Source organism: Klebsiella sp. JB_Kp031 (genome assembly GCF_040064295.1).
Lineage (GTDB): Bacteria > Pseudomonadota > Gammaproteobacteria > Enterobacterales > Enterobacteriaceae > Klebsiella > Klebsiella quasipneumoniae.
The window spans coordinates 295,011-312,708 of sequence record NZ_JBEAJW010000001.1 but is presented as its reverse complement, the minus strand read 5'-3'; the positions used below and the strand labels follow the sequence as shown (position 1 = coordinate 312,708).

The following is a 17,698-nucleotide window of genomic DNA, read 5'->3' as shown; positions in this document are numbered from 1 at the left end:
GCCTGCAGGACTACCCCTGCCATCCGCCATCCTGGCCGGATGGCAGGGTAAACCGGCTATCCGGCCTGCAAAGCTAAATGCGCGCCAATATAGCGCTGATAGCGATTCGCTTTCAGATAGGTCAAATCCACCAGCACCAGACCATCCACGCAGTTATTGAAATCCGGATCGCTGCCGAAATCGATAAACTGCACGCCGCCCGGCTCGCACACTTCCGAGTACTGCTTATACAGCGGCGGGATCGCGCAGCCGAGGTTGCCGAGCAGGGACTTCAGCCGGGCCAGGTCGTCGTTGTAATCCTCCCCGCCAAACTGCGCCAGCACATCGGGCAGCGACGCCGGATAAGGGCGACGGGACTCCGCCAGCGGGTGCGTGGCCGGGAACCACAGCCGGTAGAACGCCACCAGCAGATCGCGAGCGGCGGGCGGCAGCCCACCAGAAATCGATACCGGGCCAAACAGATAGCGATAGTGCGGGTAGCGCGCCAGATAAGCGCCGATGCCGGACCACAGGTAGTCCAGCCCGCGTCGACCCCAGTAGCGCGGCTGGATAAAGCTGCGCCCCAGCTCAATGCCGTGCTGCAGGATGTCGTCCATTCGCCCGTCGTAGTGGAACAGACTGGAGCTGTAGATCCCCTCCAGGCCGCGCTTTGCCAGCTGGATGGCCGTCGGCATAAAGCGGTAAGCGCCGACGATCTCGAGGTCTTCTTCATCCCACAGGATCAGATGCAAATAGTCGTCGTCATACCCGTCGATATCCCGCCGTTTGCCGCTGCCTTCGCCAACCGCGCGGAAGGCGATTTCCCGCAGGCGTCCCAGCTCGCGCAGCAACGGCGCCTCCTCCTGACCGTTGCGCTGCCAGAGGTAAATCACTTTGCCATCGGCGGTGCGGCCCAGGCATTCGGCCTTGTGCAGTTCACGTTTGAGCCGCGCCCGATCTTCCGGGCGGGCGATGGCGCTTTCAGTTTTGAACTGCCCAGGCAGCCCTTTGCGCAGCTGTTCAAGGTGCTGATAGCAGCGGCCGGTAAGTTCGCGAGCGCTGGACTGGGCATCGAACCAGCTCGACCAGGGGATCTGCTGGCCGATACGCACCGGCAGGCTGCTGTTGCGCCGGCGAAACATCTGCTGCATCAGCAGGAGCAGCGGCAGGTTGTCGGAGACCAGGGTGCTGGCGTAAAACAGGGCGCTGTTGTGGGCATGAATCCACGCCGGCAGCAGCGGGGCGCGATATTTCGCCGCCAGCTTAATAAAGCCCGAGTGCCATTTTTTATCGCGAATGCCGCGACGGGTAAGGCGAGAGACTTCCCCCGCCGGGAAGAAGATCAGCACCCCACCAGCCTGTAGCTGCTGGTCCATCTGCTGCAGCGCCGTTTTAGCGGTGCGGCCATGAATATTATCCACCGGGATAAACAGCGAGCTCAGGGGCTCAAGGTGGGTGAGCATGCGGTTGGTGACCACTTTGACGTCGCGTCGCACGCGGGATACCGCATACAGGAGCGCCAGGCCGTCGAGGGTGCCGGTGGGGTGGTTGGCGATAATGACCAGCGGGCCATATTCGGGGATTTGTTCGAGATCGTGCGCCGGGATGGCGCAGCGGATATTGAGGTATTCCAGCACCTGTTCGACCGTATCAAGCCCCTTCAGGTGGCGGTGACGGTCGGCAAATTGTTGAAACTCTTCCTCATAAAATAGCTTTTTTAACAGTTTCTTTTGCCAGGGTGCGGGCCTCGCCTGAGGCCACAGGTCATCGAGTACGTTGTCGAGACTAAACATAGTGGCTCCTCCTCCGTCCTGCCCAGACAGTAGAAGGTAGAGATGTCGTTCAGATTACAGTTGGGTGAAGATTCGGTCGCAGCAAGCGAGGTTTCCCGGATAGCGGCTAACGCCTCATCCGGGCTACGGTTGGCGCCGATTTGTAGCCCCGGTAAGCGTCAGCGCCACCGGGGAGAGGCTATCGGCGTTCACCGCAGCTAAGATCAAAGCTATCGCCAGCCCAATTTGGGGGATATAGCCCGCGCTGGACATCGCGATGAAAGGTTGAAAATGGCCAATCGATCACTCGGGTGACCCAGCCATGCTTAAGTGGATTGATATGGATGTAATCAACGTGTCGGCGGTAATCATCTTCATCGCGTATGGCATGCTCCCAAAAGCGAGGTTGCCAGAGGGGGTGTCGTTTTAACGTTCTGGTAAAACAGCCTTTGATATCTCTCCAGCGTGAAGAAAAATCGTCATCATTATGAGGTAGTGTCCAGATGCAATGCAGATGTTCAGGCAACACCACCCAGGCATCAATAATAAAGGGGCGATGTTGTTTAACTACGGCGACAGAGTAGCGCAATAATTCTATGTTTTCAGTTAGGTGCATGCTTCTACGGTCTTTAAGGTTAACGGTGAAGAACCAGGTTCCCCCTTTAATGTAATAACGTCGATAAGCCACCACAGGATCTCCTGGAATTCGGTATTTATGATGTGGTTTAACACGTTAGAAGGCGAAATCCGGTACGCCAAGAAGAACGCGCAGAAGATGGAAAGCGGCGTGCAAAATTTTAGCTACAGATATTGTTTAGCGCCTGTCCCCGGATAGCGGCGCAAGCGCCTTATCCGGGCTACGGTGTGGTGGTCGCGATAAATACAGCGCACCGGAGATGAGGTTTGGTAGCCCCGGTAAGCGTCAGCGCCACCGGGGAGAGGGAGGCTTAACGGAGGATGTTTTTCTCGGCCAGGTCGAGGGCGAAATAGCTGAAGATCAGATCGGCGCCCGCGCGTTTGATAGCGCCGAGGCTTTCCAGAACCACTTTCTCTTCATCGATAGCGCCCGCCTGGGCGGCGAATTTGATCATCGCGTACTCCCCGCTGACCTGATACGCGCCGAGCGGCAGATCGCTGCGCTCGCGGATATCGCGCAGAATATCCAGGTAGGCGCCCGCCGGTTTCACCATCAGGCAGTCGGCGCCCTGGGCTTCATCGAGCAGCGACTCGCGAATGGCTTCCCGGCGGTTCATCGGGCTCATCTGATAGGTTTTACGATCGCCCTTCAGCGCGGTACCGGCCGCTTCGCGGAACGGGCCGTAGAAGGAAGAGGCGAACTTGGTCGAATAGGACATGATCGCCGTATTGGTGAAGCCGGCGGCGTCCAGCGAGCGGCGAATCGCCTGCACCTGACCATCCATCGCGGCGGAAGGGGCGATGAAATCCGCGCCGGCGGCGGCAGCGACAACGGCCTGTTTGCCGAGGTTTTCCAGGGTCGCGTCGTTATCCACCCCGTGGTCGCACAGCACGCCACAGTGGCCGTGGGAGGTGTATTCGCAGAAGCAGGTATCGGACATGACGATCATCTCCGGCACCGTGGACTTACAGATCCGCGACATACGCGCCACCAGACCATTTTCATTCCAGGTATCGCTGCCGGTGGCATCGGTGTGATGAGAAATACCAAAGGTCATCACCGAGCGAATGCCGGCATTGGCGATGCGTTCGATCTCGCGCGCCAGATATTTTTCCGGAATGCGCATCACCCCGGGCATGGCCTCGATCGCTTTGTAATCATCAATTTCTTCTTCAACAAAGATCGGCAACACCAGGTCGTTCAAACTCAGTGTTGTCTCTTCAAACAGGGCGCGCAGCGCAGCGGATTGACGCAGGCGGCGGGGGCGAGTGATTAAATCTGTCATGGTTTGCCTGATTTTGTGAAATGAAAGAGGGTAGTGTAACTGAAATGGCAGCGGGATGTTTCGCCAAAACGATCGTTATGTCGCATCGGCGAAACCTCCCCCGGGCTTACTGACTGGCCGTCTGCATGTTGGGCTGCATGCCGCTCAGCTCGCTGACCAGATCGTTGATGCCATCGCTCATATTGTTGAAACGGGTTAACGGCGAGCGGGTCACCACCACAAAAGCGCCGACGTTAGCCTGCGGATTCATCGCCATATAGGTGATAAACCCGCCGCCGCCGCCGGTTTTCTGAATAATCCCCGGATGGCCATTCTTCGGCTTCATATACACCCAGCCAAGCCCCAGCGCGTCGGCGCGGCCAGGCACGTCCATACCGATCACCCGAGTCAGCTGGTTACGCTGATAAATCAGCGTCTGCATCCGGTCGGCCTGCTGGCTGCGGGTATAGAAATCGGATGACAGGAACTGCTGCATCCAGCGCATCATATCCCCCGGCGTCGAGTAGACGCCGCCGCTGCCGATCGCCGCCAGAGTGTTGTTACACGGGCTGGCGCCTTTCTCCGGGATCATCAGCCGCTGGCACTGATCCGGCGATGGGGTAAAAGTAGTGTCCTTCATCCCCAGCGGCCGGGTGATCTGCTCTTCAAACAGCTGCGGATAAGGTTTGCCGGCGGCGGTGGAGAGCGCGTCCGCCAGTAAATCGAAGGCCAGATTGGAGTAGGCTGCCTGTGAGCCCGGCGCGGTCTTCAGGGTGGCGGTTGAGAGCCAGTTCCAGCGCTGCTGGCGGGTTGGCCAGACAAACACCGGACGATGAGCGGCGCCGCCAGGCTGCTCGCGCGGCAGGGCGCTGGTATGGGTCGCGAGATTCACCAGAGTGATTGGTTTTCCCTGCCAGTCAGGCACTCGGGCGCCCGGCGGAGCGTATTTGCTCAGCGGATCGTTGAGTTTCACCACCCCCTGGTCGAGCAGCTTCACCAGCATCTCGCTGGTCATCAGTTTGCTGAGGGAGGCGATACGGATCACCGAGTCGAGCTGCGGGTGTTGATTATTCCCCGGGCGGGTTTCGCCAAAGCTGCGAAACACACGCTGATTGCCATCGATCACCACCAGCGCCATGCCGGTGGCGCCGCTGCCGTAGTAGATATGATTGGCGTAACGATCGACCACATCCGAGGCGAAAACCGGGTCAACGGTAGGCTGTGCGGCCTGCGCCGAGGTCCACGACGCCGCGCACAGCGCAGCAAAAATGAGCAAACTACGTTTCAACGGAGATCATCCATTAAATAAATAAAAAAGAAGAGGGTATTTATACTACGAAGTGGCGCAGAACAAAGCGGGATTCACGACATTCCTGCAGGAAAAAGGTAACGGTGCGTAAAAAAGACTTTTTTACGCTTTCGGATACCGGCTTTTTTCGCCGGCGCGTATGATGACCGTTTGGCTGAAGGTTTGCGGGAGAAAACAATGGCGGCTCAACGGGTAGTGATGGTCGTGGATATGCAAAACGGCGTGTTCGCCACGCCGCGTCTGGCGCGCGAGCGCTGCGTCGCGCAAATTAATCGTCTGGTGCGCGCGGCGGATAAAGTGATTTTTATTCAGCATGATGAGGCCGGCGGCCTCGAAGCCGGCAGCGAAGGCTTCGCCCTGCTCCCTGAGCTGGAACAGCCGGCCGGCGCGCTGTATGTCACCAAAACCGCCTGCGACGCCTTCTACCACACCTCGCTGGAGCAGGTGCTGCGGGAACACGACATTCAGCAGTTCGTCATCTGCGGTTGCGCCACCGACTACTGCCTCGACACCACCATTAAAAACGGCGCCAGCCGCGGGTACGGCATTGTTATCGCGGAAGATGCCCACACCACCGCCAACCGCCCCGCCGCGCAGGCCGCGACGCTGATCGCCCACTACAATGAGGTGTGGCGTACGCTGACCGTTCCTGGCAATCCTTTACAGGTGAAACCCACAGAAACAATTCTGCACGCCTGGCAGCAGAACTAAGCTGTTGATATCCGGTCTTATCATCCGTCTTCCCCGCGAGAGCGCTTTCACGCGGCGGCCGACGTATGCGTCGTATACAGCAATAGCAGAACGATAAGAAGTTAGCAGGAGACAATGATGTTTAAATCTTTTTTCCCCAAACCGGGGCCGTTTTTTATTTCTGCCTTTATCTGGTCGCTGCTGGCGGTGATCTTTTGGCAGGCGGGCGGCGGCGACTGGCTGCTTCGGGTCACCGGGGCATCGAAGGATGTGGCGATCAGCGCGGCGCGCTTCTGGTCGCTCAATTATCTGGTGTTCTATGCTTACTATCTGTTTTGCGTCGGCGTGTTTGCGCTGTTCTGGTTTGTCTACTGCCCGCATCGCTGGCAGTACTGGTCGATTCTCGGCACGTCGCTCATCATCTTCGTCACCTGGTTTCTGGTGGAAGTGGGGGTGGCGATCAACGCCTGGTATGCGCCGTTCTATGATCTGATCCAGAGCGCGCTGGCCACCCCGCATAAGGTCAGTATCAACCAGTTTTATCATGAGATCGGCATCTTTCTCGGCATCGCGCTCATCGCGGTGATCATCGGCGTGATGAACAACTTTTTCGTCAGCCACTACGTCTTCCGCTGGCGCACGGCGATGAACGAACACTACATGGCCCACTGGCAGCATCTGCGCCATATCGAAGGCGCCGCGCAGCGTGTGCAGGAAGATACCATGCGCTTTGCCTCCACCCTGGAAGATATGGGCGTAAGCTTTATCAACGCGGTGATGACCCTGATCGCCTTCCTGCCGGTGCTGGTGACGCTCTCCGAACACGTTCCTGACCTGCCCATCGTCGGTCACTTGCCGTATGGCCTGGTGATTGCCGCGATCGTCTGGTCGCTGATGGGGACCGGCCTGCTGGCGGTGGTGGGGATTAAGCTGCCGGGTCTGGAGTTTAAAAACCAGCGCGTGGAAGCGGCCTATCGTAAAGAGCTGGTCTACGGCGAGGACGATGAAACCCGCGCCACGCCGCCGACGGTGCGCGAGCTGTTCAGCGCGGTGCGTCGCAACTATTTCCGTCTCTATTTTCACTATATGTACTTCAATATCGCCCGCATTCTCTATCTGCAGGTGGATAACGTTTTCGGCCTTTTCCTGCTGTTTCCGTCGATCGTTGCCGGTACGATTACCCTTGGGCTGATGACGCAAATTACCAACGTTTTCGGCCAGGTGCGCGGTTCGTTCCAGTACCTGATCAGCTCGTGGACGACGCTGGTGGAACTGATGTCCATCTACAAACGTCTGCGCAGCTTTGAGCGCGAACTGGACGGCAAGCCGCTGCAGGAAGCGATCCCGACATTACGTTAATCAAGACAAGGAAGCAGGATGGCCGCACGTTTATCGCGCATTATACCCGGTTCATTGACGCTGCTGGCGGCCGTGGTGCTCAGCGCCTGTACCAGCCAGCAGGCGCCGGTGCTGAAAGAGGGTGAGAAGCCCGTTGACGTGGCGTCGGTGGTGCGGCAGAAAATGCCCGCCAGCGTCAAGGATCGGGAGGCCTGGGCGCAAGCCATCGCCACCGCCTTTGACAGCCAGAAGCTGGCGCCGACGGAAGAGAACGTCTGCTCGGTGCTGGCGGTCGCGCAGCAGGAGTCCAATTATCAGTCCGATCCGGTGGTGCCGGGGCTGAATAAAATCGCCTGGCAGGAGATCGACCGCCGGGCGGAAAAAATGCACATTCCGCTGTTTCTGGTCCATACCGCGCTGAAGATCACCTCGCCAAACGGCAAAAGCTACAGCGACCGTCTGGACAACGTGAAGACGGAAAAGCAGCTGAGCGCTATTTTTGATGACTTTATCGGGATGGTGCCGATGGGGCAGAAGCTGTTCGGCTCCCTGAACCCGGTGCACACCGGCGGCCCAATGCAGGTCAGCATCGCCTTTGCTGAGCAGCATACCTCCGGCTACCCGTGGAAAATGAACGGTACGGTGCGCCAGGAGGTCTTCAGCCTGCGCGGCGGCCTGTGGTTTGGTACCTATCATCTGCTGAACTACCCGGCCAGCTACAGCGTGCCGTTGTACCGTTTTGCCGACTTTAACGCCGGCTGGTATGCCAGCCGTAACGCCGCCTTCCAGAACGCGGTGGTGAAAGCCAGCGGGGTGAAACTGGCGCTCGACGGCGACCTTATCCGCTATGACAGCGATGAGCCGGGCAGCACCGAGCTGGCGGTACGTCGCCTGGCGGGCCAGCTGGGGATGAGCGACAGCGAGATCCACAGCCAGCTGAAAAAGGGCGACAGCCTGGCGTTTGAGAAGACCGACCTCTATCAACAGGTTTTCCGTCTCGCTGATAAAAAAGCGGGCAAAACCCTGCCGCGGGAGATGTTGCCGGGGATCCAGCTTGAGAGTCCGAAAATCACCCGTAATCTGACGACGGCGTGGTTTGCGAAACGGGTCGATGAGCGGCGGGCAAGCTGTATGGCGCGGCGTTAACGGCGCCGACGCCAGCGTACAATGATCGCCAGCAGCCCGATGAACGCGCAGCCGACCAGGAAAGGGATCAGGCCAAAGAGGGTGCCAACGGCGAGACTGATGTCGACCTGCGGACGGCTGGCGTCCTGGGCCTGCATCAGGCGCTCAAACACCCCCGGGGCGTGGATCAGCATGCTGAGCATCTGCGCGCCGGCCCAGCAGCAGATCAGCACGAACAGCCCGTAGGCGACATGGCTGCCGGTCAGCGCCCCTCTTTTTTTATTTCCCAAAAGCGATTTTGAAAAACTGAATTCAGCCATAGGCCCTCCCACCTCTGTACTGCTGGTTTTTTCTCCAGCTCTATGGCAGGTATTCTGGCAGTGCGACGCCGTCGCCAGTATCAGATTGCTGGTAATTGCCCTCCAGGAATAATCCTGTTTTCGCCGTTGTGTTAACCGCGCCACAGGAAGGGAAAAGGGAGACCGGCGTCGCAATCCAGCAACATTCTCCATATCGCTACAGACCGCCGCGGGCGGCTATGCGAAGATGCGTTTTTTGCTGTTGGAGGCCGCATGAAGCTCACTGATAAAATTCGCCGCGACTGGCACTACTACGCGGTGGCGCTGGGGTTAATTTTTATTCTTAATGGCGTGGTGGGGCTGCTGGGGTTTGAGACGCAGGGCTGGCAATCCTACGCCGTCGGTCTGGTCACCTGGGTGATAAGCTTCTGGATTGCGGGCTTTGTGATCCGCCGCCGCCCGGCAGAAGAGGCCTGAGGCCGCCGCTGCCAGGCGGGGTAAAACGCGTTTTAGTTCATGGAGGTTTTCAGCGCCCGGTCCGCGGCATGGCGCTCCAGCGCCAGCTCAATCAGGCGGGTGATCAGACTGGTGTAATCGAGGCCGCTGGCCTGCCACAGCTTCGGATACATACTGATATTGGTGAAGCCCGGCAGGGTGTTGATCTCGTTGATCACCACCTCGTTGTCGGCGGTGAGGAAGACGTCGACGCGGGCCATGCCGCTGCAGCCCAGGGTCTGGTAGGCCTGCACCGCGATAGCGCGGATCTTGTCGTTGATCTCCGGGGCGATAGCGGCCGGGACCACCACCTGCGCGCCCTGGTCGTCGATATACTTGGTGTCGTAAGCGTAAAACTCGCTGTTGAGGACAATTTCACCGCAGGTGCTGGCCTGCGGATGGTCGTTACCCAGCACCGCACACTCAATTTCCCGCCCTTTAATGCCTTGCTCCACCACCACTTTATGGTCAAATTCAAAGGCCAGGGCCACCGCCTGATGGTACTGCTCTTCGTTTTTAACTTTGCTGACGCCAACCGACGATCCCTGGTTGGCCGGCTTAACGAACAGCGGCAGGCCCAGCTTCGCTTCGACATCGGCAAAGCTGAACTGCGCGCGGTTGGCGCGGGTCAGGGTGATAAACGGTGCGACGGCGAGACCGGCGTCGCGCAGCAGGCGTTTGGTCACATCTTTGTCCATACAGGCCGCAGAGCCCAGCACATCGGATCCGACGAAAGGCAGATTGGCCATGCGCAGCATCCCCTGCAGGGAACCGTCTTCGCCCAGCGTGCCGTGGACGATGGGGAAAATTACATCGATGGCCGCCAGCGGCTGGCCGCTTTCGGCGTTAATCAGTTGCTGCGCCTCGCGGCCCGGGATCTGCGCCAGGGTCACCGTTGAAGGGCGCAGGGCGATGCGGGCAGGATCCTGAGCGTTGAGCAGGTAGTTGCCGGCGTCGTTGATGTGCCATAGCCCCTGTTTATCAATCCCCAACAGAACCACATCGAAGCGTGATTTATCAATCGCTTCCACGATATTCTTCGCTGACTGCAGCGACACTTCATGCTCTGCCGACTTACCGCCAAAAACGATCCCAACCCTCATCTTTGCCATTTCAACTTCCATCCAGATTACATCAAAGGGCATAACATACCATGTGAAACCGCCGCCTGCCTGCCATAATATTTACCTGATCAATTGACGGGAGCGGGCGTGAGAGGAAAGACGCTGCTGGTGCTGGCCGGGCTGCTCGGCGCGGGCCTTGTGGGATATCGTTATCTGCCGCCACACCTGAATCCGCTGGCGCCGCTGGCCCTTGACGATCCCCCGGGCTGGCTGACGTCGTTCAAGCTGCGCAGCCTGACGGCCGACCAGTGCGCCTCCCTGCTGGCGGAGGCCAACCGCCGGCGGCTCATCGCCAGCCAGCCGGTGGCCGACAGCGAGGGCGCCTGCCCGCTGCGTAACGTGGTGCGGGTGGCTAATTTTGGCTCGGTGCAGTTGAGCAGTAGTTTCCTCGCCAGCTGCCCGCTGGCGCTCAGCAGCGCGCTGTACGTCGAGCAACAGGCGAAGCCGCTAACCCGTCAGCTGATGGCCAGCGATCTGCGCCAGATCGATCATCTCGGCAGCTTCGCCTGCCGCAATATCTACCATCGGGAACAGGCGCGGCGTAGTGAACACGCGACGGCGGATGCCCTTGATGTTAGCGGCTTCCGCCTGACGGACGGCAGACGCATCAGCGTCCTGCAGGGCTGGCGCAGCGCTCGCTCTCACCCCTGGCTGGCGGCGCTGTTAAGCAACAGCTGCCCTTACTTCGGCAACGCCCTGGGGCCGGAGTACAACGCGGCGCACGCCAACCATTTTCACTTTGGAATGCGCGGGCAGGGCTTCTGCTTTTGAGCATAAAGCCCTGTGAGCAGCCTGAATGACCAGAAAATGCTTCGTCAGCCTCTCATGCGCAGTCATAAAACACCAAACTCACCGCCAGCGCATCTATGGTAGTACACCAGTGCAATGAAATTGCTAAGCTAGGTAATAATTGGCAAATCATTAATGAATACGCGTAGTTATGGAATCCTGGAAGGTTAATCTTATCTCTGTCTGGTTTGGTTGCTTTTTTACCGGCCTGGCGATCAGTCAAATTCTCCCCTTTTTACCGCTCTACGTCTCCCAGCTGGGCGTCACCTCGCATGAAGCGCTGTCGATGTGGTCGGGGCTGACCTTCAGCGTCACCTTCCTGGTCTCGGCGATCGTCTCGCCGATGTGGGGGAGCCTGGCGGACCGCAAAGGCCGCAAGCTGATGCTGCTGCGCGCCTCGCTGGGAATGGCGATCGCCATTTTACTGCAGGCCTTCGCCACCAACGTCTGGCAGCTGTTTATTCTGCGGGCGATCATGGGCTTAACCTCCGGTTATATCCCTAACGCCATGGCGCTGGTGGCCTCCCAGGTGCCGCGCGAGCGCAGCGGCTGGGCGCTGAGCACCCTGTCGACGGCGCAAATCAGCGGCGTGATCGGCGGCCCGCTGCTGGGCGGCTTCCTTGCGGACCACGTCGGGCTGCGAATGGTCTTTTTTATTACGGCGATCCTGCTGACCATCAGTTTTCTGGTGACCCTGTTTCTGATTAAAGAGGGCGTTCGCCCGCAGGTCAGCAAAAGCGATCGTCTCACCGGGAAACAGGTCTTTGCCTCCTTGCCCTATCCGGGGCTGGTGATCAGCCTCTTTTTCACCACTCTGGTGATCCAGTTGTGCAACGGCTCAATCGGCCCGATTCTGGCGCTGTTTATCAAGTCGATGGCGCCGGACAGCAACAATATCGCTTTTCTGGCCGGGATGATCGCCGCGGTGCCCGGGGTGTCGGCGCTGATCTCTGCGCCACGGCTGGGTAAGCTTGGCGACCGCATCGGCACCTCGCGGATCCTGCTGGCGACGCTCTGCTGCGCGGTGGTGATGTTCTTCGCCATGTCCTTTGTCACCACCCCGCTGCAATTAGGTACGCTGCGTTTTCTGCTCGGCTTTGCCGATGGCGCGATGCTTCCGGCGGTGCAGACCCTGCTGCTGAAATACAGCAGCGACAGCGTCACCGGGCGCATCTTTGGCTATAACCAGTCGTTTATGTATCTGGGCAACGTCGCCGGGCCGCTAATTGGCGCTTCCGTATCAGCGATGGCCGGCTTCCGCTGGGTGTTTATTGCTACCGCCATTATCGTTTTCATTAACCTCTGGCAACTGGCATGGATGCTGCGCCGTACCCGCCGGGCGAATGCCTGAACCTCTGCTGACGGTATTTAACGCAATACCGTCAGCGTTATTCAACGTCGGTCGATTTACCATTACTTTTTGTTATCGCCATTGCGTGAGCGCTATTCCATTTTATTATTTCCGACGTCATTTAGTTATAAACAGACCCGGTTGTGATTAAACAATACTATTTATAGTGGTATTTTGTTGTGGTAAAACGTTTCGCTGTATATTGGGTGTTGCGACGATTCTTATTTTAAGTAATTCTGGGGTCCGTCATCAGGTATGACATCTCAATCGAAAAACAGGCCTCGCATAAGGAACTGGTGCTATGAAGAATCTCATTGCTGAGTTACTGGTTAAACTGGCGCAAAAAGAAGAAGAAGCAAAGGAACTGACGGTGCAGGTTGAAGCGCTGGAGATCGTGGTCACCGCATTATTGCGCCATATGGAGCATGATGCCCAGCAGGCATTGATTCAGGATATTGAGCAGGCGATAGACCAGGTGACGCCTTGTCCGCCGGTCAACGACCAGGATGCCATCCTGCTGCAGCAATATCTAAAGAAGCTGTTGCGGCATCCTCGTAGCTAATCTTTGCGACGCGACAAGGATGCCGTCATTTTTCTGTCATCTCCCTTTTATAAAGTCTCCCACGTTTTGTTTTTTTAAGTATTTTTTACATGGAGATGACAAAAGTGAAATTAAGCGCCCTGTTTATTGCCCTGCTGCCTCTGCTGGGCTCGCCGGTTATTCATGCGGAAACCACGACCGCGCCGGTTCTGGAAAATCGCGCTGCCCAGGGAGATATCACCACTCCCGGCGGCGCGCGTCGTTTAACGGGCGATCAAACCGAAGCGCTGCGCGCCTCGATAATCAATAAGCCGGCCAAAAACATTATCTTGCTGATTGGCGATGGGATGGGTGATTCTGAAATTACCGCTGCGCGAAATTATGCGGAAGGGGCGGGCGGTTTCTTTAAAGGCATTGACGCCCTGCCGTTAACCGGGCAGTACACGCACTATTCGCTGGATAAAAAAACCGGTAAACCGGACTACGTCACCGACTCGGCGGCCTCCGCCACCGCCTGGACCACCGGCGTGAAGACCTATAACGGCGCGCTGGGCGTCGATATTCATGAGAACGCGCATCAGACCATCCTCGAGCTGGCGAAAGCGGCGGGCCTGGCCACCGGCAACGTTTCTACCGCCGAGCTGCAGGACGCCACCCCCGCGGCGCTGGTGGCGCATGTGACATCGCGTAAATGCTACGGCCCTACGGTCACCAGCGAAAAATGCCCCAGCAATGCGCTGGAGAAAGGGGGCAAAGGCTCCATTACCGAACAGCTGCTGAACGCCCGGCCGGATGTCACCCTGGGCGGCGGCGCGAAGACTTTTGCCGAAACGGCGACGGCGGGCGAGTGGCAGGGCAAAACCCTGCGTGAGCAGGCGGAAGCGCGCGGCTACCAGATTGTGACCGACGCGGCCTCTCTTGCCGCCGCGACGGAAGCCAGCCAGGATAAACCGCTGCTGGGACTCTTCGCCGACGGCAATATGCCGGTACGCTGGGAAGGGCCCAAGGCGTCTTATCACGGTAATATCGATAAGCCGCCGGTAACCTGTACCCCAAACCCGAAACGCGACGCCTCGGTGCCGACGCTGGCGCAGATGACGGAGAAAGCGATTGACCTGCTGAGCCGCCACGAGAAAGGCTTCTTCCTGCAGGTGGAAGGTGCCTCCATCGATAAGCAGGATCATGCGGCGAATCCGTGCGGCCAGATCGGCGAAACGGTTGATCTCGACGAGGCGGTGCAGAAGGCGCTGGAATTTGCCAAAAAAGACGGGAATACCCTGGTGATCGTCACCGCCGACCATGCGCATGCCAGCCAGATCATCCCGGCGGATAGCAAAGCCCCGGGCCTGACTCAGGCCCTGAATACTCACGATGGCGCAGTAATGGTCATGAGCTACGGCAACTCAGAGGAAGAGTCGATGGAGCACACCGGCACCCAGCTGCGCATTGCGGCCTACGGTCCGCATGCGGCTAACGTCGTCGGCCTGACCGATCAGACCGACCTCTTCTCAACTATGAAAGCTGCCCTGAGTCTGAAATAAGTCGCTGCCGGTGGCGAAATCGCGTCACCGGCTGGTTTTTTTTCTATCTGCGTCCAGACTTACAACGATCCACTCACAGAAGGATGGTGCGATGAAAATAACCTTACTGATGACCCTACTGTTTGGCTTGATCTTTATCAGCGCGGTTGGCGCGGCAGAAAAAACGCCCACTCCTCAGCAGCAAAGGATGACGGACTGCAATCAGCAAGCGTCAGCCAAAACGCTGAAAGGGGAGGAGCGCAAAACCTTTATGAGTCAGTGCCTCAAAAAAGAGACCACGACCTCGCAAGGAAAGCCCCTCACGCCTCAACAGCAGAAGATGAGCGACTGCAACAAAGCGGCTTCGGCAAAATCACTGAAGGGCGATGAACGCAGTACCTTCATGAGTAGCTGCCTGAAGAAAGCCTGAAAAAAAGGGAGCGCACGCGCTCCCTTGTTCTTTGACCTCTCAGGGCTTGCAGCCCGCCAGCTCAGCTTCAGGAGCGGCTCAGTTTCTCTGATTTTTCCATGCACTGGCTGATGGCTTCGATCACCGCGGAGCGGAAGCCTTTTTCTTCCAGCACGCGCACGGCTTCGATGGTGGTCCCGCCAGGAGAGCAGACCATATCTTTCAGCGCTCCCGGATGCTCACCGCTCTCCAGCACCATTTTGGCAGAGCCCATCACCGCCTGCGCGGCGAATTTGTAGGCCTGGGCGCGCGGCATCCCGCCGAGAACGGCGGCATCGGCCATCGCTTCGATAAACATAAAGACATAGGCTGGCGCCGAACCGCTAACGCCCACCACCGGATGGATCATCGGCTCGGCAATTTGCTCCGCCTGGCCAAAGCAGCGGAAAATGGTCAACACTTCGGCCACATCTTCGCTGCTCACCAGCGCGTTTGGCGTAACGGAGGTCATGCCGGCGTTAACCAGCGACGGGGTATTGGGCATCGCGCGAATAATTTTGCGATCGTGGCCGAGCGCGCGCGCCAGCTGGTCAAGCGTGACGCCGGCGGCGATGGAGACCACCAGCGACTCTTTATTCAGGCTGGAGGCGATATCGCCCAGCACTTTGGTCATGATCCCCGGCTTCACCGCGCCGAAGACGATATCGGCAATTTGCGCCACTTCCTGGGCGCTATCGGCGGCGTTGATGCCGTACTGGTCGCGCAGAGCCGCAACCTTGTCCGGCGACGGGGTGTAGACCCAAATTTGTCCCGGCTGTACCTGGCCGCTGGCGATCAGTCCACCCAGAATGGCCTTACCCATATTGCCGCAGCCGATAAAGCCAATTTTCTTATCCATCACCATTCCCCTCTGCTTTTTTCGTTACGATCTGATTAGCTTATCATCCTGGCGCTTTCATGGGGGAGAAAAGCAGGTAACATTGGCGACACTTATTGCAGGTAACAGGAGCTGGCATGGCCATTTGGGTGGATGCAGACGCGTGTCCGAACGTGATTAAAGAGATATTGTTCCGCGCGGCAGAGCGGACCCAGACGCCGCTGACGCTGGTGGCGAACCAGCCGCTGCGCGTACCGCCGTCACGTTTCATCCGCACCCTGCGGGTTGAGCAGGGTTTTGACGTGGCGGATAACGAAATCGTCCGTCAGTGCGCGGCGGGGGATTTAGTGATCACCGCCGATATTCCGCTGGCGGCGGAGGTGCTGGCGAAGGGCGGGGCGGCGCTTAATCCGCGCGGAGAGCGCTACAGCGAAGCGACGATCCGCGAGCGGTTGACGATGCGGGATTTTATGGAGACATTACGGGCCAGCGGCGTTCAGACCGGCGGCCCGGATAGTTTATCGCAGCGCGATCGGCAACAGTTTGCCGCCGAGCTGGAGAAGTGGTTGCTGGCGGTTAAACGTCAGCAGGGTTAAACCCAACTGTCGTCATCGCTGCCAATATCATCATCGCCAAAGCCGGCGTCGAAGTCGTCGTTCCAGGTGTTGTCGGCAAGGAACTGATCGTCTCCCTGACGGAACGGATCGTCACCCGCGGCGGTGTCCTGTGCGGCGGGGGCGTCAGCATCAGGCTGCGGCTTCTCTTCGATGATATTCACAATCTCCTGCGGGTGCGAGCCGCTGAACATACTGGTCAGCATATTGCCCAGCACCACCCCGCCCGCTACGCCTGCGGCCGTTTGCAGCGCGCCCGCCATAAAGCCGCCGCCGCGTGCGGCAGCCTGCGGGGCATAGCTCTGCTGCTGCTGTGGGGCATACTGCGGCTGTGAGCTGGCCTGCGGGCGACCGTATTGCTCCGCGCCCGGGATCGGGTCAGAACCGCGTGACGAGCCGCCGCCGCCAAACAGGCCGGAGAGGAAACCGCCGCTGCTGGGCTTCGCCGCCTGCAGCTGGCTGACCTGGCTCTCCAGCGCCTGGATGCGATCGTTGAGCTGTTTAATCGCGGCTTCCTGGATAAGGATGGTTTGCGCCATATAGTAGGGGGCCGCCGGCTGCGCGCTCACGTGTTGGGCAATCCGCTCCTCGGCGCTGGCATCGCGCGATGCACTGTGCGCCTCAGCCTCTTTCAGCCGGGAAAACAGTCCATCAATAAGGCGTTGTTCTTCAGATTGCATGTTACATTCCTCTGTCACACTGTCGAATAGGCATCAGGGTGCGTCTGAAACACGATGTTGTAAATATGTTGCTTCGTAAAGCTATGCATAAATGTGTTACCGTTTACGCCAGCAGTGGATAAAAAATAACGCCAGGCAGAAAAGTAAAGCTGGTTAAACACCAAATGCAATGATAAGTTTACATTAAGAGCCCTTTGTCTCACTGCGGTGATGGGGTGTAAAGAAGTTGTGTAACGTTTTCTTTACGACTACGTTGCGGAACAGACAGCGAAAATACGTTCTTTCGTTTTCCTTTTTTTGCGACAGACGGAACCAGGGGGTCTTCGGTTATGACACAGCCAATCTTTCTCATCGGGCCACGCGGCTGCGGTAAAACCACCGTTGGCCATGCGCTGGCGCGAGCGCGACATTTTCAGTTCTCCGATACCGATCATCGGCTGCAGGCCCATGAGCAGCGGACGGTGGCGGAGATCGTGCAGGCGGAAGGGTGGGCGCGCTTTCGCGAGCTGGAGACCCTGTCGCTAAAGGCCGTGACCCTGCCGAATACGGTGATCGCCACCGGCGGCGGCATCATCCTCGCGGAATGTAACCGTCAGTTTATGCGGGAGAACGGCGTGGTGATTTATCTTCAGGCGTCGGTGTCGGCGCTGATTGACCGTCTGGAAGCCTACCCGAAAGCCGAACAACGGCCGACGCTCACCGGGAAACCGGTGCGTGAGGAAGTGGGCGAGGTGCTGGCGCAGCGTGAAGCGTTATACCGTGATGCTGCCCATCATATTGTCGATGCTACAGCCTCCCCGGATCGGGTGGTGGAGCAAATTATGACCATGCTGTGCGGCGCGACGGCAGCTCCGGTAAGTTAAGAATTTACTTACATTAAGGCGG

The 17,698-nt window shown here is 58.4% G+C and carries 19 protein-coding genes; 11 read left to right on the top strand and 8 right to left on the bottom strand.

The genetic code is table 11. The annotated features are described in order from the left end of the window. Positions 1 to 56 precede the first annotated feature (56 nt). The 4 genes from ABLV64_RS01460 to ampH all read right to left on the bottom strand — a co-directional run bounded on the left by ABLV64_RS01460 (position 57) and on the right by ampH (position 4,940). Positions 57 to 1,772 carry a GNAT family N-acyltransferase gene (locus ABLV64_RS01460; protein ID WP_032455618.1) on the bottom strand — a complete coding sequence of 572 codons (1,716 nt, stop codon included), beginning with the start codon at positions 1,770 to 1,772 and terminating at the stop codon, positions 57 to 59. Positions 1,773 to 1,950: 178 nt separating this feature from the next. Then, on the bottom strand, positions 1,951 to 2,442 hold the full coding sequence (locus ABLV64_RS01455; RefSeq protein WP_004204888.1) for a transposase: 492 nt from the start codon (positions 2,440 to 2,442) through the stop codon (positions 1,951 to 1,953). Between the two features lie 256 nt (positions 2,443 to 2,698). Beyond that, positions 2,699 to 3,673 (bottom strand): porphobilinogen synthase, encoded by a 975-nt coding sequence (hemB, locus tag ABLV64_RS01450; protein WP_004204887.1) that lies wholly within the window; start codon positions 3,671 to 3,673, stop codon positions 2,699 to 2,701. A 106-nt stretch (positions 3,674 to 3,779) separates the two neighbouring features. Further along, positions 3,780 to 4,940 (bottom strand): D-alanyl-D-alanine-carboxypeptidase/endopeptidase AmpH, encoded by a 1,161-nt coding sequence (ampH, locus tag ABLV64_RS01445; protein ID WP_004204886.1) that lies wholly within the window; start codon positions 4,938 to 4,940, stop codon positions 3,780 to 3,782. A gap of 219 nt (positions 4,941 to 5,159) precedes the next feature. Here ampH and ABLV64_RS01440 point away from each other — a divergent pair, with 219 nt between their 5' ends. From ABLV64_RS01440 to ABLV64_RS01430, 3 genes are all read left to right on the top strand, one after another. Continuing rightward, positions 5,160 to 5,672 carry an isochorismatase family protein gene (locus tag ABLV64_RS01440; protein WP_072096510.1) on the top strand — a complete coding sequence of 171 codons (513 nt, stop codon included), beginning with the start codon at positions 5,160 to 5,162 and terminating at the stop codon, positions 5,670 to 5,672. A gap of 117 nt (positions 5,673 to 5,789) precedes the next feature. Beyond that, the gene (gene sbmA, locus ABLV64_RS01435; RefSeq protein ID WP_004204884.1) at positions 5,790 to 7,010 is read left to right on the top strand and encodes a peptide antibiotic transporter SbmA; all 1,221 of its coding nucleotides are present in this window, start codon (positions 5,790 to 5,792) and stop codon (positions 7,008 to 7,010) included. 18 nt (positions 7,011 to 7,028) lie between these two features. Further along, positions 7,029 to 8,135: a DUF1615 domain-containing protein gene (locus ABLV64_RS01430; protein ID WP_017898945.1), complete on the top strand. Its 1,107-nt coding sequence runs from the start codon at positions 7,029 to 7,031 to the stop codon at positions 8,133 to 8,135. Here ABLV64_RS01430 and ABLV64_RS01425 read toward each other — a convergent pair. Then, complete coding sequence (locus ABLV64_RS01425) at positions 8,132 to 8,434, bottom strand: YaiY family protein (protein ID WP_017898944.1); 303 nt, start codon at positions 8,432 to 8,434, stop codon at positions 8,132 to 8,134. The two genes, ABLV64_RS01430 and ABLV64_RS01425, sit on opposite strands and share 4 nt — an antisense overlap. A gap of 252 nt (positions 8,435 to 8,686) precedes the next feature. On the opposite strand from ABLV64_RS01425, the gene ABLV64_RS01420 reads away from it, so the two are divergent. Then, positions 8,687 to 8,890 (top strand): DUF2754 family protein, encoded by a 204-nt coding sequence (locus ABLV64_RS01420; protein WP_004204881.1) that lies wholly within the window; start codon positions 8,687 to 8,689, stop codon positions 8,888 to 8,890. Between the two features lie 32 nt (positions 8,891 to 8,922). On the opposite strand, the gene ddlA is transcribed toward ABLV64_RS01420, so the two are convergent. Further along, on the bottom strand, positions 8,923 to 10,020 hold the full coding sequence (gene ddlA / locus ABLV64_RS01415; RefSeq protein ID WP_004151348.1) for a D-alanine--D-alanine ligase: 1,098 nt from the start codon (positions 10,018 to 10,020) through the stop codon (positions 8,923 to 8,925). 99 nt (positions 10,021 to 10,119) lie between these two features. Here ddlA and ABLV64_RS01410 point away from each other — a divergent pair, with 99 nt between their 5' ends. The 5 genes from ABLV64_RS01410 to ABLV64_RS01390 all read left to right on the top strand — a co-directional run bounded on the left by ABLV64_RS01410 (position 10,120) and on the right by ABLV64_RS01390 (position 14,663). Beyond that, positions 10,120 to 10,803, top strand: a complete 684-nt coding sequence (locus tag ABLV64_RS01410; RefSeq protein ID WP_048323135.1) for an extensin family protein — start codon at positions 10,120 to 10,122, stop codon at positions 10,801 to 10,803. 169 nt (positions 10,804 to 10,972) lie between these two features. After that, on the top strand, positions 10,973 to 12,172 hold the full coding sequence (locus ABLV64_RS01405) for a multidrug efflux MFS transporter (protein WP_004204877.1): 1,200 nt from the start codon (positions 10,973 to 10,975) through the stop codon (positions 12,170 to 12,172). A gap of 301 nt (positions 12,173 to 12,473) precedes the next feature. Then, the gene (gene iraP, locus ABLV64_RS01400) at positions 12,474 to 12,734 is read left to right on the top strand and encodes an anti-adapter protein IraP (RefSeq protein WP_004204875.1); all 261 of its coding nucleotides are present in this window, start codon (positions 12,474 to 12,476) and stop codon (positions 12,732 to 12,734) included. Between the two features lie 89 nt (positions 12,735 to 12,823). After that, the gene (phoA, locus tag ABLV64_RS01395) at positions 12,824 to 14,254 is read left to right on the top strand and encodes an alkaline phosphatase (protein ID WP_025999123.1); all 1,431 of its coding nucleotides are present in this window, start codon (positions 12,824 to 12,826) and stop codon (positions 14,252 to 14,254) included. A 91-nt stretch (positions 14,255 to 14,345) separates the two neighbouring features. Then, entirely contained in the window at positions 14,346 to 14,663 is a 318-nt protein-coding gene (locus ABLV64_RS01390; protein ID WP_004204873.1) for a PsiF family protein, read from the top strand. Positions 14,664 to 14,730: 67 nt separating this feature from the next. On the opposite strand, the gene proC is transcribed toward ABLV64_RS01390, so the two are convergent. Further along, a complete protein-coding gene (gene proC / locus ABLV64_RS01385) occupies positions 14,731 to 15,540 on the bottom strand; it encodes a pyrroline-5-carboxylate reductase (protein ID WP_004204871.1) in 810 nt (269 codons plus the stop codon). Positions 15,541 to 15,656: 116 nt separating this feature from the next. Here proC and ABLV64_RS01380 point away from each other — a divergent pair, with 116 nt between their 5' ends. Next, on the top strand, positions 15,657 to 16,115 hold the full coding sequence (locus ABLV64_RS01380; protein WP_004204870.1) for a YaiI/YqxD family protein: 459 nt from the start codon (positions 15,657 to 15,659) through the stop codon (positions 16,113 to 16,115). Here ABLV64_RS01380 and ABLV64_RS01375 read toward each other — a convergent pair. Next, the gene (locus ABLV64_RS01375; protein ID WP_023319826.1) at positions 16,112 to 16,813 is read right to left on the bottom strand and encodes a DUF2076 domain-containing protein; all 702 of its coding nucleotides are present in this window, start codon (positions 16,811 to 16,813) and stop codon (positions 16,112 to 16,114) included. The genes ABLV64_RS01380 and ABLV64_RS01375 overlap by 4 nt on opposite strands. A 329-nt stretch (positions 16,814 to 17,142) precedes the next feature. On the opposite strand from ABLV64_RS01375, the gene aroL reads away from it, so the two are divergent. Next, positions 17,143 to 17,676 (top strand): shikimate kinase AroL, encoded by a 534-nt coding sequence (gene aroL / locus ABLV64_RS01370; RefSeq protein ID WP_023319827.1) that lies wholly within the window; start codon positions 17,143 to 17,145, stop codon positions 17,674 to 17,676. Positions 17,677 to 17,698: the final 22 nt, after the last annotated feature.